Annotated in this window: 12 protein-coding genes; 6 read left to right on the forward strand and 6 right to left on the reverse strand. The window is 56.9% G+C overall.

Annotation, left to right across the window (positions count from 1 at the left end):
- Window positions 1–66 precede the first annotated feature (66 nt).
- The 4 genes from AC1RSM_RS07730 to AC1RSM_RS07745 form a co-directional block, all read right to left on the reverse strand.
- The gene (locus tag AC1RSM_RS07730) at window positions 67–1,449 is read right to left on the reverse strand and encodes an NCS2 family permease (RefSeq protein WP_492931074.1); all 1,383 of its coding nucleotides are present in this window, start codon (window positions 1,447–1,449) and stop codon (window positions 67–69) included.
- Window positions 1,450–1,766: 317 nt separating this feature from the next.
- Window positions 1,767–3,518, reverse strand: a complete 1,752-nt coding sequence (locus tag AC1RSM_RS07735) for an FUSC family protein (RefSeq protein ID WP_492931076.1) — start codon at window positions 3,516–3,518, stop codon at window positions 1,767–1,769.
- The gene (gene mdtN / locus AC1RSM_RS07740; protein WP_492931078.1) at window positions 3,505–4,554 is read right to left on the reverse strand and encodes a multidrug transporter subunit MdtN; all 1,050 of its coding nucleotides are present in this window, start codon (window positions 4,552–4,554) and stop codon (window positions 3,505–3,507) included. The genes AC1RSM_RS07735 and mdtN overlap by 14 nt, the downstream gene beginning before the upstream one ends.
- Before the next feature lie 7 nt (window positions 4,555–4,561).
- Window positions 4,562–4,816: a YtcA family lipoprotein gene (locus AC1RSM_RS07745; protein WP_492931080.1), complete on the reverse strand. Its 255-nt coding sequence runs from the start codon at window positions 4,814–4,816 to the stop codon at window positions 4,562–4,564.
- 203 nt (window positions 4,817–5,019) lie between these two features.
- On the opposite strand from AC1RSM_RS07745, the gene AC1RSM_RS07750 reads away from it, so the two are divergent.
- From AC1RSM_RS07750 to AC1RSM_RS07765, 4 genes are read left to right on the forward strand one after another with little or no spacing between them, the layout of a single operon-like run.
- Window positions 5,020–6,654 carry a Na+/H+ antiporter gene (locus AC1RSM_RS07750; protein ID WP_492931082.1) on the forward strand — a complete coding sequence of 545 codons (1,635 nt, stop codon included), beginning with the start codon at window positions 5,020–5,022 and terminating at the stop codon, window positions 6,652–6,654.
- A gap of 41 nt (window positions 6,655–6,695) precedes the next feature.
- Window positions 6,696–8,168: a metal-dependent hydrolase family protein gene (locus tag AC1RSM_RS07755; protein ID WP_492931084.1), complete on the forward strand. Its 1,473-nt coding sequence runs from the start codon at window positions 6,696–6,698 to the stop codon at window positions 8,166–8,168.
- 27 nt (window positions 8,169–8,195) lie between these two features.
- The gene (locus tag AC1RSM_RS07760) at window positions 8,196–8,882 is read left to right on the forward strand and encodes a MarC family NAAT transporter (protein ID WP_492931086.1); all 687 of its coding nucleotides are present in this window, start codon (window positions 8,196–8,198) and stop codon (window positions 8,880–8,882) included.
- Window positions 8,883–8,892: 10 nt separating this feature from the next.
- Window positions 8,893–10,362 (forward strand): TolC family protein, encoded by a 1,470-nt coding sequence (locus tag AC1RSM_RS07765; RefSeq protein WP_492931088.1) that lies wholly within the window; start codon window positions 8,893–8,895, stop codon window positions 10,360–10,362.
- Between the two features lie 68 nt (window positions 10,363–10,430).
- Here the strand turns inward: AC1RSM_RS07765 and AC1RSM_RS07770 are convergent, their stop codons facing one another.
- Window positions 10,431–10,565 (reverse strand): hypothetical protein, encoded by a 135-nt coding sequence (locus AC1RSM_RS07770; RefSeq protein ID WP_492931090.1) that lies wholly within the window; start codon window positions 10,563–10,565, stop codon window positions 10,431–10,433.
- Between the two features lie 325 nt (window positions 10,566–10,890).
- Window positions 10,891–12,027, reverse strand: a complete 1,137-nt coding sequence (locus AC1RSM_RS07775; protein ID WP_492931092.1) for an aminotransferase class V-fold PLP-dependent enzyme — start codon at window positions 12,025–12,027, stop codon at window positions 10,891–10,893.
- 195 nt (window positions 12,028–12,222) lie between these two features.
- Between AC1RSM_RS07775 and AC1RSM_RS07780 the strand changes: the two genes are divergently transcribed.
- The gene (locus AC1RSM_RS07780) at window positions 12,223–12,729 is read left to right on the forward strand and encodes an RNA polymerase sigma factor (protein WP_492931094.1); all 507 of its coding nucleotides are present in this window, start codon (window positions 12,223–12,225) and stop codon (window positions 12,727–12,729) included.
- A 27-nt stretch (window positions 12,730–12,756) separates the two neighbouring features.
- Entirely contained in the window at window positions 12,757–13,743 is a 987-nt protein-coding gene (locus AC1RSM_RS07785) for a FecR family protein (RefSeq protein ID WP_492931096.1), read from the forward strand.
- The last annotated feature ends 57 nt before the right edge of the window (window positions 13,744–13,800 follow it).

The following is a 13,800-nucleotide window of genomic DNA, read 5'->3' on the forward strand; positions in this document are numbered from 1 at the left end:
CACCCCTTTCGGTTTCAAGAAAAGAGCTAGTGTACGGGGGAAGAGCAAGCCTTCCCACATATCGTTTTATAAAGCCCAGCCGCCCAGGTAGAAAACAGCCAAAGCCAATGCGATCAGAACGGTGCCCACATTCAGACGGCGCATCTCTCCGGAGAACAGGCGGCCCAGCACCAAGGTGCAAAAACCCAGCATGATGCCCGTCACGATATTGGCCGTCAGCACGATGAACACAGCACACACCAGACCCGCCATGGTATCCACCGTATCTTCCGTATTCAGATGGCGCACGCCACCCAGCATCAGCAAGCCCACATACATAAGTGCGGGTGCCGTGGCATACGCTGGGACCAAACCCGCCAAGGGCGAGAGGAAAATCAGCATCAAAAAGCCCAGGCCCACCACCACTGCCGTCAAGCCAGTACGCCCACCAGCCGCAGTCCCGGCAGCCGATTCAATATAGGCCGCGGCCGGAGAAGCCCCCAAGCTGGCCGACACCAGCGAGCTGAGCGAGTCCGTTGTCAGAGCACGGCTGCCATTGATGATCTGGCCATCTTTATCCAATTGCCCGGCATTACCTGCTACCGCGCGGATCGTGCCGGTGGCATCAAACACCGCCGTCATGACCAAGGCCAGCACACTGGGCAACACCACCGCATTCAGGGCACCACGAATATCCATCGCGCCAATCAAAGAGTGTTCCCCAAACAAACTGGGCATGGCAAACAGGCCGGTAAAGCGCACGCTGGGATCAAACATCAGGCCAATGGCCGACAGCCCCAGAATCACCAGCAAAATACCGCCGGTAACGCGGCGTCGCTCCAGCCCAAAAATCGCCGCTAAACCCAAAATGCTCATCCACACCGGCATGGAGGTGACATCCCCCAAGGACACGGGCAGACCTGCTCCCGGATTGCGTATGACCAGGCCCACTTCATTCGAGGCGATCATCAACAGGAACAACCCAATTCCGATACCTGTTCCATGAGCAATACCCAAAGGTAGATTGCGCAAAATCCAGGTACGGATGCCTGTGGCAGAAATCAGGGTAAAGAGCAGGCCCATCAAAAATACAGCACCCAGGGCGACTTCGGGGCTAAGTTGCTGCCCTAACACCAGGTCGAACGCCAAAAAGGCCGTTAAAGACAGAGCGCAGCCCACGGCAATCGGCAAATTGGCCCACAGACCCATTAACAAAGAGCCAAACGCACTGGTCAGACAGACAGCCACAAAGACCGAAGACGTATCAAAGCCCGCCTTGCCCAACATGGACGGCACCACAAATACGGAATACACCATTGCCAAGAACGTAGTCAGCCCGGCCAGCACTTCCTGGCGTAGGGAACTACCACGCTCTTTATAGGCAAAATGTTTTTGCAGCCAACTACCACCAGCCGCCGAAGGGGCCAGGGCCTCCTGCCCGGGCCGCAGTGCAGATTCTTGTTCAGCCATACTTCATGCTCCTTTATCAGTATTGTGATGTCTGAAACGGTACGTTGCCGTCATCAGGGATCAGTAATGGACAGGTCCAGCCCCCAAAAGGGGGCAAGAAATCTCTCACAACCTGAATCAAGAGCCTGCGCTGAACAAAGACGAGTCTTGTCCTGCCCGCAAACAAGCAGACATATGCACAGAAGAAGGTAAACGGGGGTGTGTCTCCGACCGAACCGAGGCCTTTGCGGCGCTTCTTTTGATCCCGGAAATGGGAAATGAGGCCCATTCTACGAGCCGCCCAGAAAAGGAAAATCACCTCTGGGTAATGAGGGTTATCAATCCGCCGGGGGATGGGCTGCGGGTGAATAAGCTTGGCCGATAAACTGCTGGCGCAGTTCTTGCCACTGGTTTTGCAAAGCTTGCGTCTGCTGCACATCGGGCCGCAAGCGTTCAGGCTCCAACTGCATCAAGGCCAAGCCATATTTGGCAGCGGACAGCTCTTGCGCCACACTGGCCGATTGCTGCACTGCCTGGGCCGGACGCTCACGCCACAACGCCCCCAAGCCTGCCAAGCCCTCTGTCGCCTTGCTCAGACGCAGCCGTACCGAGCCCGCAATACTAACGGGCCAGACCTGGGTGAACATCACATACATCACCGCATTGCCCAGCAAAATCCCCAACACACGATCACGGGCCGAATCCAAGTCAAAACTGGGCCCAAAGCCTTGCAAGGTCACCAGATAAAACGCAAAGGCAATTTGAATACCCGCGTAAGAAATGCGCTCTGGCCCATAGAACACCCACGCCCCCAACAAAGACACCAGGAACACTACAGCCATCAAGCCGCCGATATCCACCAGATAAGGCATCACAAACAGCACCGTCAGAAAGCCCAGAGCGGCCCCCAACAAACAGCCTGCTATACGCAAGGCCAGCTTGTGTACGGTTTCTCCGGTCGATCCCAAAGCCGCCACATAGCAGGTGATCATGGCCGTGTGGATGCCCTGCCAATCTGCAGCGCTGTAAATCAAATAGCACAAGACCGCGGCGGCGGTGGCCTTCAAGGCGTGGTGTTGATACACAGGATTGCTCCAGGCATCGGGCACCATAAACGAATCATGAACCGGGTCCGGTTTACCCGTGGCAATAGCTCCGGACAAGGCCAGCAAAGCCTCGTGTAAATCCTGCATGGCCAATGCGCTGTCAGCGGGAAGCGCTGGCAGGTCTTCCATAGGCGGAAGGTAGCCTTGTTCAATAGCCTGTGCAGCACGCTCGCAAATTTGCGCAAATGTCTGTGCCTCAACACGGTCCAAATGCTGATCACGCAGCACGGCCACAGCCAGCAACACCCGGTAGGTATTCAAGATCGCCTGATCCAGATCCGCCTGATTTTGAGCTGGCAATAAATGGAACAAGCGTATCCAGCCCAAGCGTTTTTGCTGAGCGCTAACGCCCAAAGCCAGTTCATCCCACAGATCCTGCGTATCGGCCTGCCCCAATAAACCTTGAGCCGCCAAACGCAAACGTGCGGCCAGCTCCCGGCGCAATACCTTTTGGGGAGACAGGCCAAAACAGAGATTGAAGATCAGAACCAAACCCATGGGTGCGGCAGTCATCAACCAGGCGTACAGCACAGCACGTGTGGCGATTTCACCAAAAGGCACATAGCCCAGCAAGGTCAGCACAAAAGCGATAACCAAGGCAATAATGCCGCCCAAGGGCCCCAGCTTGCTGGCCACCCCTAAGAACAACAGCACAAAAGACGTCAACACCATGGCCAGTAAACGCCAGGGCGGATATTGAATAGTGACTTGAATCAAGGGCACCATCAGCAGCACGACGATGGATACCAACACCACCAACGCCAGGGCCAGCACTGAGCTTTCGCCAGCGTCAGACTTCATGACGAAAAAGATGACAAAGCAGCTGACCGCGGATTCAGGAATGCCGTAGTTCATGGCCAGCAAGACCATTAAGGCGCACAGCGCCGCCACGCGCCAGCTTTGCGCCAGACGGCCAGGAGCTGGCTGCAAGTCTTGCCAGATGAGCCGCAGCAAAGCAGACAGGCCGGTCTTAGCAGTCGCCATCGCGATGAATGATGGTGGTGGCTGAGGCACCCATGCGCATCAAGTCCTCGGGGGGCGCATCCAGGCGAATGCGAACGGGAAAGCGCTGCGCTACCCGCACCCAATTCAAGGATTTCTGAATATAGGGCAAGCTGCGGGGCAGATTGATCTGATCCTGGCTGCTGACACCCCAACCGATTTCCTCCACCTTGCCCGAGAGCTTGCGCGACGGATCGGACAAGACATAGACAGTGGCGCAGGCGCCCGGCTTGATCTCTTTCAAATCAGTTTCCCGGTACATGCCCGTGACTGACCAGGAATCAGTGTCCAGCAAGGTAAAGACCGACACGCCGGGCATCAAGTGTTCACCTGACCCCGTGCGCAACCCCACAATGCGGCCATTGTGCGGCGCCTTTACCTGTGTATGTTCCAGATCACGCTGAGCCATGGCCAGACCCGCCTGCCGGGCCTGCACCATCGCCTCCTCGCCTTGGGTATTGCCCACCAGTGCCTGAGCAGCACCGGACTGTTCAGTGGCCTGCTTCAAGGAAACTTGGGCATCGCGCAACAGGGTATTGGCTTCGTCCAGTTGTTGCTGAGAGACATAACCTTTGGCGGCCAGATTCGCCAAACGTCGCTGGCTTTGGGTAGCCATCGTCAAATTGGTTCTGGCGCGTGTGATTTGATCGTCCGCAATCACTGCGTTATGCCCTTCTGCCCGCACCGCACGCTGTTTCATATCCAGTGTGGCTTGCGCCAAGGCCAGCTCGGCCTGGGCCTGTTCAAGCCGCAACTGATAAAAAACCGGGTCTACGGTAAAGAGCAATTCATCGCGTTTCACAAACTGACCGTCACGCACCATCATGCGCTCGATCTGTCCGGGCAAGGAGCTGGAGATATGCACCACATCGGCGCTGATCACCGCATCTTCAGACAAAGGATTGTTGGCAGACCGCTGCAAGTACCACCAGGCCAGGATAACGGCGGCGGCAACAATCAGCACGCTCAACAGGAGGCCAAGGCCTTTACGGGGAGAGGATTTCTGTGCCTGGGTCATGGCTCAGTCACTCGAAAAAAAGAAGAAGTGCGGCAAAGGTCAATGCCAGCGTCAGGCAGGCATAGACGGGCAGGCGCATGGGCAGAGCATCGTCTACTCCGGCGCGAATCAGCCCCCAACGAATCAGTAAAGTCAGCAACAAGGCTCCCAGCACACACACCAGCCAGGCAGGAAAATATGAACCTGCCATATAGACCGACGGTGCAAGGGAACATCCCCCCAACAAGGGCAACGCTGCCAGACTGGCTATAAGCGCACGCATGCGTGGCATCCCCCCGATTATTTTTAATGCGATCCGTGCATTCTGCTGCGGTCGCTGCGAAGAATTGTACCTGAGCACTTTCAGACGCATTCCATTTATTCTTGCCAGATTGAGCCTTTGTGAAGCTATCATTTTTACGCGTATAGTGAAAAACAACTTTCTGATAGGGTTTCAATCACAGCAATCATTTACACAGAGTTGCCATGGACGACGTAAACCTGACTTTAAGCATGTTGGCTGCCGTTTTAATCAGCAACAGCTTGGTAAAGATAATACCTGTTGCCATCCCTGCCCCTCTAATACAGATTCTTCTGGGTTTTCTGATTGCGGGTTGGTTCAATCATGGGATGACCCTGAACCCGGACCTGTTCTTTTATCTGTTTCTGCCGCCCTTATTATTTCTGGACGGTTGGCGCATTTCCAAGGAAAGTTTAATTCGGGATCGGATCGGTATTCTGGTTCTGGCGTTTATCCTGGTGTTTCTCACCGTATTCGGATTAGGCCATGTCCTGCATTGGCTAATTCCTGCCATGCCCTTGCCGGTAGCCTTTGCGCTGGCTGCCATTGTTTCGCCCACCGACCCGGTGGCCGTTTCAGCCATTACCCGCCGCGTGCCTTTGCCCCCGCGGCTGCAGGCCTTGCTGGAGGGCGAGTCCCTGTTCAATGACGCCAGCGGCCTGGTTGCATTTCGGCTTGCCGTCGCGCTGGCGCTAGGCGGCTCTTTTTCTTTCTCCTCTGCCAGTCAGAACTTCCTGTGGCTGACTCTGGCCGGTTTAGCTGTGGGTGTTGTGAGCACACGCGCCTTGCTGTTCCTGCGCAATCTCTTTGTACGCCGCTGGGGCGAAGAACCAGGGGCGGAAATCCTGTTCAGTCTGCTTCTTCCCTTTGCTTCCTATTTTCTGGCCGAGCAATTGGAAGCGTCAGGCATTTTGGCCGCTGTCGCCGCAGGCGTCACCATGAGCTATGCCGAGCTCTCGGGCAATGCAATGGCCGCCACCCGGATGCAGCGCAAGACCGTTTGGGACACCGTACAACTGAGCTTGAATGGCATCATGTTTGTCCTGCTGGGCGAACAATTGCCCGCCATCTTTCGTGGAGCGGTGCAGGTCGTCCAGGAAACCGGCCACCACAATCCGGCCTGGCTGCTGGTCTATGCGGTAGCCATGTGTACAACCCTGATTTTGCTGCGTTTTTTATGCGTGTACGCTTACCTGGGGCTGCGACGCGGCCTGTCTCTACTGGGCTTGCGCCATGATGACGAAACCGCACAAGCCAACCCACGCTTGGTGCTGGTGCTATCCATTGCGGGGGTACGGGGTGCAGTCACCTTAGCCGGTGTCATGACCTTGCCGCTGACGCTGTCCGATGGCAGCCCCTTTCCAGCCCGCGACCTGGCCATTTTCCTGGCCTCTGTGGTCATCATCGTCTCTCTGCTGACGGCCAGCCTGGCCTTGCCGCCTTTGATGAAACGCGTGTCCTTCCCTGCCCTGCGTCGCCGTCAGGACCAGGAAGAACGGGCCGAGCAGGCGGTGCGCCACGCCAGCGCCCAATCCGTGGCACAGACACTGAATGAACTGATTGCACACAATCCCGAGTCTTCGGGTGCGCGTTACACGGCCATGGCTGATCGGGTCCTTAGCAATATTGCCCACAGTCCCCAAGGGGACGACGCGGACCAAGACCTGGCAGAACAAGCACTGGAAAAAGACATGCAGATCCAGGCTATCCACGCCGCGCGTGAGGCCGTTTACACTCTAGCCCGTACACACCAGATATCTGATGAAATCGCTCGCGAAAGGGTCCGTTTACTAGACCTGATCGAATTGCGTATGTCTTGAGTCCGCCCTCCTTTCATCCATCTTTGATTTTTCAGGACGCCATGCAGACTTACTCTTACCTGGGCCAATCCCCCGCTCTGCGCCAGCAACGCCAAGCCTATCGCCACGGTGTACCAGCCTGCGTTTGTGCGCACCCTTCCATCCCTTTCATTCACAAACGCCTGAGCGCGGCAGCCAGCTTCGCCCCCGGTGCAGCCCCGGCAGGCGCCGCCTTTCAATCCAATAATGCCTTGGATCAAAAGCCCTTGGCTTTGGCGCCCAAACTCATTCTGAGCAATCTGCGCCTGTTTGATGGCCAGACACTGGCACTGCAAAAAGGCCTGGCGGTGCAGATCGATCAGGGCCGTATTACGGCAGTGATGCCCGTCGCAGAAATCCCGGCAGACGCCACCGTGATGGACTGCCAGAACAAAGTCCTGATGCCCGGCCTGATCGACGCCCACTGGCACAGCTTGCTCTGTGCCGTGGACCAGATGACTGCCATGATGGCGGACCCGGCAGACCTGCATTTGATTGCCAGCAAAGAAGCCGAACGCACCTTGCTGCGCGGCTTTACCACTGTGCGCGATGCCGGTGGGCCCAGCTTTTCCCTGAAACGCGGTATCGATATGGGCTTGCTGCATGGCCCCCGCATCTACCCCAGTGGGGCCATGATTGCGCAAACTGGCGGCCATGCCGACTTTCGGATGCGCTATGAAGTCCCCCGTGCCGACGGCGAGTTAAGCCATACCGAACGAGCTGGGGTCACCTGCATTGCGGACGGAGCCGATCAAGTCTTGCGCCGCGTACGGGAACAATTGATGTTGGGTGCCAGCCAGATCAAGCTGATGGCCGGTGGCGGCGTCACCTCCTTGTACGACCCTCTGGAAGGCCTGCAATTTAGCGATGCCGAACTGCGTGCTGCCGTCGGTGCCGCCAGCGACTGGGGCACCTACGTAATGGTGCACGTCTACTGCGCCCGAGGTATTCAGCGAGCCATTAAAGCAGGCGTAAAGTCCATCGAACACGGCCAACTGGCTGACGATGAAACCGCCCGCATGATGGCCGGCGAAGGCGTGTGGTGGAGCCTGCAACCCTTTCTGGCCGACGAAGATGCCAACGTCCAACACGACCCGCGCAGCAAAGCCAAACAGCAACAAGTTGCCGTGGGAACGGTGCGGGCCTACGAGCTGGCAGACAAATACCAGATCCAGACGGCCTGGGGCACCGACATTCTTTTCACCCCTGCCCACCTGCCCCACCACGGCCGCATGTTGTCCAAGCTGACGCGCTTTTACGAACCGCTCAAAGTGCTGAAAATGGTGACCGGTGACAATGGCCGACTGCTGCAACTGTCCGGCATGCGTCAACCGTATGACGGCGAGCTGGGTGTTATACGCCCTGGTGCCTTGGCCGACCTCTTGCTAGTCGACGGCGAACCAGAACAAAGCCTGGTTTTTCTGGAGCAGCCCGACCAGAACCTGCTGCTGATCATCAAAGATGGCAAACTCTACAAGAACGCCTTGCCTGCCTAAAAACTGAGCCACCATCAAGGAATACTCATGAGCAATGAAGTGATGCAGTTATTCAAGTTGATCGGCCTGGGGCTGGCGTTTCTATTGCCCTTGGCTAATCCATTGACCTCAATGGTGCTGTACCTTTCTTTGGGCGAGTCTCTCAGCGCCCAGGAGAAAAAGCAGCAACTGCGCCAAGCCACCTTGTATGTCATCGCTGCCCTGCTGATTACCTACTATGCGGGTCTGTGGATTACTTCAGCGCTGGGTATCTCCATGGTGGACATGCGTATTGCCGGCGGGCTGATCGTGGCTTATATCGGCTTTCGCATGCTGTTCCCTCCGGCCGTCAGTGATGTGGTCGCCAAGGCGGAAGATCAAAATACAGCTAGTCACAACAATATTGCCTTTGTGCCACTGACCTTGCCCTCGACAGTAGGCCCCGGAACCATGGCGCTGGTTATCAGTGCCTCGTCCAAAATGACGACCATGCACACGCAGTACCCTCAATGGGTGTTGACCGTCACCCCCATCATCCTGGCTGTCCTGATTGGTTTGATCTTCTTCGTCTGCCTGCGCTCATCCCTGAGCATTGTTCGGCTCATTGGCCACAATGGCGTGGACGCCATCTCGCGCATCATGGGATTTTTGCTGGTGTGCATGGCCGTACAACTCGTCCTGGAAGGCGGACAGCAGTATGCTGCTACGCTGCTGACTCATCCTGCCGCATCCTGAACTTATGCCTATGTCTCGTTTGGCTGTCTTGCCTGTGTCCTTGGCGCTTGCCCTTAGTCTGGGCGCTTGTGCCGCGCCCGACCACAAACCTGCCGCCTTGGCACAGCCTGAGCAAGCGGTTCCGGAGCCTCCTCGTTTATCACTGGCTGACGTCCCAGGCCCCGACCAAAACCAGCTTGCGCCCACCGTCGATGAGCACCGCGAATACAGCCTGCCAGAACTGATAGACCTGGCCCAGCGCCTGAACCCCAGTACCCGTATTGCCTGGGGCGAAGCCCAACAAGCCGCCGAAGCGGCCGGTATGGTGCAAAGTGCATACCTGCCCCTGATATCGGCCAGCGTGGTCGGCGGGTATATGCGCAGCGAACGCAGCAACAGTTTGCACGTTCTGGGCACCGACCTGGAAGTGGACTACGACACGCACCTGAGTGGTGCTGTGCCCTCTCTGACATTGAAGTGGCTGCTATTTGATTTTGGTAAACGAGCCGCCGTACAAGAAGCCGCCGATAAATTGGCCACAGCCAGCCGCATCGCGTTTAGCGGTGTTCATCAGGCCGTTATCGCAGAGGTGTCTGTCAGCTATTTCAACTACAACTCAGCCCGCCAACGTGAACAGATCTCTGCACTGGGACTAAAAAACGCAGCCTTGATAGAAGACATTGCACTAGAGCGCCAACGCAACGGACTAGGCACCAAAATTGAAGTGGCTCAAGCGCGGCAGCTCAAAGCACAAGCCCGCCTGCACCACGTCAACGCCAGCACCTTGGCTCGCCAGTCTTACCAAACCTTGCTGGGCGCGATAGGGCTGTCGCCAGACACACACTTAAGCGTTGCCAACAGTGCCGCTCGCCCCCTGCCACAAGACTTGGATATCCCCGGCAACGAGTTACTGAAAAAAGCCATCGCCCAGCGCCCGGATGTACAAGCTTTGCAAGCCGCTCATCAGGCCAGTCTGGCAGGTATCGACTCCGCACAAGCCAGCTTCATGCCCAAGCTCGCCTTGATGGCTTTCATGTCCAAACGAATGGGTTCACTCAGCGTGGGCAGCATGCCCGAAGTCAGCCCACAATCCTCCTCCAGTGGCGCGGTCCTGGCCCTGAGCATTCCGCTTTACGACGCTGGCTTGCGTAACAAGCAAGTGCGCGAAGCCCAGCTACGTGCAGAAACAGCCCGTGAGCGCGTTGCTAAAACCGAGCAGGATGCCTACAAACAAATGGTGATCGCCGCCGACGCACTACGTGCCGCGCTGGAATCTCATAACGCCGCCTCCAGCCTGGTCGACGCAGCCCAGATTACCTACGACGGCGCGTTGGAGTCCTATCAAGAAGGGCTGACTGGCATGACCCTGCTGACAGAAGCCCACAGTGGGCTACTGGGAGCACAGGAAGCGCAAACCATGGCCCACACAGCAGGGCTAGTAGGCTCGGTGAATCTGGCCTTTGCCATGGGTGAGCTAAACCAAAAGCCTAAACAGCCCTGATGCCCCTGCCTGACTCTCACTCCTGATAAGCACGCGGGCACGAGCGCAGAGAGTGACGATGAGTGATCTCACTGGCGACGGTAAGGGTGATGGGCATGGGGATGCTCGTAGCGATAGAGATGCCGCTCTGGCTCGGGGGGACGGGTGCAGGGGCGGATCAGAGTACTTGCCGAGATTGGGGGATAGCGCAGGGATTCAAGCATCCTGCTGTTCGAGCGCGACGCTTATAGCTCGTCCGGGGGACGAGCTATCGCGTGAGTTCAGGATGCGCCCGTAGCTATCCCTCAAGCTCGGGAACCGATGCGCAGCATCGGCAAGTGCTCAGCACCGGCACCCGTCCCCCCGAGCCAGAGCGGTGTCTCCAAAAAGAAAGGCCCCCAAACAAATGGCCCTCCTAAAAAACAAACAAAAAAAGAGCCCACAAAGGAGCTCTTTCTTCATCCAGCAAAATTCCTACAACAGGTGGCAAGCACCCAAGCAAACAAGGCCCATAGAACTAGCCAGCCCAGCGGCCCCACCTGTCAACATTTAGGCCTGCTCTTCAATCACATTCAACGCATTCGCCAAACGCTCTACCGTGCGATCCAGGTTATTCAACTTATCCAAGCCAAACAAACCAATTCGGAACGTCTTGAAATCCGCAGGCTCATCACACTGCAAAGGCACACCCGAGGCCGCTTGCAAACCCGCCTTGGCAAACTTGGCAGAAGAATGAATACCGTCATCCGTGGTGTAGCACACCACCACACCAGGAGCCTCAAAACCCGGCGCGGCCACACTGCGGAAACCATGCTCGCTTAACAAAGCGCGCACCTTGCGACCCAACTCCAGCTGACGGTTGCGAATCCAGTCAAAGCCCAACTCCTCCGTCTCGGCCATCGCTTCTTGCAAGACCTTTAAAGAGTCCGTTGGCAAAGTCGCGTGATAGGCATGGCTACCATTTTCGTAGGTTTCCATAATCTGCAGCCACTTGCGCAAATCGCAGGCAAAGCTGGTGCTGGTCGTAGTTTCAATATGCTGGCGAGCACGCTCGCTCAACATCACCAAGCCGCAACATGCCGAACCCGTCCAGCCCTTTTGCGGAGCACTGATCAGCACATCCACACCCACGGCCTTCATGTTCACCCACACCGTGCCCGACGCAATGCAGTCCAGCACAAACAAACCGCCCACCGCATGCACCGCATCCGCCACCTGACGCATGTAATCGTCCGGCAACATAATGCCCGATGCCGTCTCCACATGAGGCGCAAACACCAGCGCAGGTTTTTCAGCCTGAATCGCAGCTACGACTTCCTCGATAGGGGCCGGCGCAAATGCAGCCTGCTTGCCCTCTTCAACGGGACGAGCCTTCAACACGGTCGTGCTGGCAGGGATAGAACCCATGTCAAAAATCTGAGTCCAGCGATAGCTGAACCAGCCATTGCGAATCACCATGCACTTGCGATTCGTGGCGAACTGACGCGCCACCGCTTCCATGCCAAACGAACCACTACCGGGCACCACAATGGCCGAATGCGCCTGATACACCTGTTTAAGGGTACGGGAAATCTCGCGCATAACCTCCTGGAAGGTCTTGGACATATGATTCAACGCGCGGTCGGTGTAGACCACCGAATATTCAAGCAAGCCGTTCGGATCAACGGGGGTGCTGGTGTGAGACATGAAAACCTCGGGATTCAGATAGAAAGGATATAAAGACTGGGGGATTTTAGACCAAGCGGACAGACGCGGGCGGCTTGACCACAAGGCAACTCGGATATGCACAACTATCACAGCACAAACACTCAATCGAAACCTTAATGAGAATTATTGTTATTATTCTGCATTCATTTGTCGTTTGCACGCCCTGCCTGTCTCATGTCCCACGCGTCCCGTCCCAGAAAAGCCTGGCTCGCTTCCTATAGCGAGTTGTTTGGCGCATGGCGACGCAAAGCAGAAAGCCGGGAAGATGCCGAAGACGCCATGCACGATACGGTAGTGGGCATGCTGGAAAACAGCACAGGCGTCATTGATAATCCACGCGCCTATCTGGCTCGTGGCACCAGCAACCGCCTGATCAGCCGCCATCGTCACCAGACAGTATTGACGGTTCTGCCACTGGACGAACTTAGCGATACCGAGCACCCGCGCTGCGCCGGTACAGACAGCGACGCCCAATTTGAACAACTGGCCGATGCGCTGATGCACGCCTTGTCCGAGCTCCCACCCAAATGCAAAGAGGTTTACGTCAAACACCGCCTGGAGGGCTGGACCCATACCGAAATTGCTCAAGACATGGACCTGTCGCGCAGCATGGTGGAAAAATACATGACTCGCGCCTTGCGTCACATCCACGAACGGCTGCACCATTACGTACCTGACTGACGCCATGCCGTACACAAAGCCCGCGCAATGACCCGCCCCCACCCTCCCGACGATCTGGAACACCCCAGCGATGCCGCTCACTGGTTCGCCCGCTTGCAATCGGGTGAAGCCAGCGCAGAGGACCGCCAGGCATTTGCCGCCTGGTTGCAGGTTTCTCCAGAGAACCAGCGTCGCTATCGAGAGCTTGAATTTCTGTGGCGTGCCACCCAGGCTGTGCCGGATGAACGCCTGCGCACCTTGCTGCCGCCTCCCGCCGGGCGGGTCGCCTCTCCAACACGACGACGGCTGACGCTGGGCCTGACAGCGGTCGGTGTCCTTTCCATATCGGCTGCTGCCCTGCATCAATCAGGCTGGCTAAATCCCGTGCAAGAAACGGTAGAACTGATCGCTGCCCAAGGGGAGCGCCGCCAAGTCACTCTGCCCGATGGCTCTGTGGTGGACCTGAATACCAACACCATCGCTCAAGCCAGATTGTTTGCCGACCGCCGGGAAATCGAGCTGCTTCAGGGCGAAGCATTTTTCGATGTCCAACACGACAGCACTCGCCCTTTTATCGTCCAAGCAGGTTTGGGCACCATTACTGTCACCGGCACCCGATTTAATGTGCGACGCAGCACAGACAGCGTGCACGTCAGTGTGCAATCAGGCTCAGTCAAGGTGCAATCAGGACAATGGTGGCGCCGGCAAGAACGTCGCCTGGGCGCTCAACAACAAGTCTTGCTGCGCCAGGGAGTTGAACCGGGCGTCGTACAAAGCGCTGACGTAGAAAGGCTGACGGCCTGGCAACGGGGCAAGATTATTTTCAGAAATACCTCGCTGGAACAAGTGGTGCAAGAAATGGCGCCTTACCTGCCACAAGCGCTTCATCTGGATGCACCCGCCCTGCGGCAGCACCGGATCTCCGGCATCTTCGACATAGACCAGCCCGAAACCGTCCTTAAAGCCCTACCGGCGATTGCCCCCATCCGCCTGCAAACCGATTCCAGCGGCGCAATTCACATCATGGCGCGGTAAAACCAGCGTCTCGATGCCGCTGTTACAAAATAATCATGATTCTCATTCCGGTGATCA

This window comes from Alcaligenes sp. GW821-FHT11D07 (genome assembly GCF_058808495.1).

Coding starts and splice junctions, on each gene's coding strand:
- AC1RSM_RS07730 (WP_492931074.1), bottom strand. CDS start 1,449: ATGGCTGAACAAGAATCTGCACTGCGGCCCGGGCAGGAGGCCCTGGCC.
- AC1RSM_RS07735 (WP_492931076.1), bottom strand. CDS start 3,518: ATGGCGACTGCTAAGACCGGCCTGTCTGCTTTGCTGCGGCTCATCTGG.
- mdtN (WP_492931078.1), bottom strand. CDS start 4,554: ATGACCCAGGCACAGAAATCCTCTCCCCGTAAAGGCCTTGGCCTCCTG.
- AC1RSM_RS07745 (WP_492931080.1), bottom strand. CDS start 4,816: ATGCGTGCGCTTATAGCCAGTCTGGCAGCGTTGCCCTTGTTGGGGGGA.
- AC1RSM_RS07750 (WP_492931082.1), top strand. CDS start 5,020: ATGGACGACGTAAACCTGACTTTAAGCATGTTGGCTGCCGTTTTAATC.
- AC1RSM_RS07755 (WP_492931084.1), top strand. CDS start 6,696: ATGCAGACTTACTCTTACCTGGGCCAATCCCCCGCTCTGCGCCAGCAA.
- AC1RSM_RS07760 (WP_492931086.1), top strand. CDS start 8,196: ATGAGCAATGAAGTGATGCAGTTATTCAAGTTGATCGGCCTGGGGCTG.
- AC1RSM_RS07765 (WP_492931088.1), top strand. CDS start 8,893: ATGTCTCGTTTGGCTGTCTTGCCTGTGTCCTTGGCGCTTGCCCTTAGT.
- AC1RSM_RS07770 (WP_492931090.1), bottom strand. CDS start 10,565: ATGCTTGAATCCCTGCGCTATCCCCCAATCTCGGCAAGTACTCTGATC.
- AC1RSM_RS07775 (WP_492931092.1), bottom strand. CDS start 12,027: ATGTCTCACACCAGCACCCCCGTTGATCCGAACGGCTTGCTTGAATAT.
- AC1RSM_RS07780 (WP_492931094.1), top strand. CDS start 12,223: ATGTCCCACGCGTCCCGTCCCAGAAAAGCCTGGCTCGCTTCCTATAGC.
- AC1RSM_RS07785 (WP_492931096.1), top strand. CDS start 12,757: ATGACCCGCCCCCACCCTCCCGACGATCTGGAACACCCCAGCGATGCC.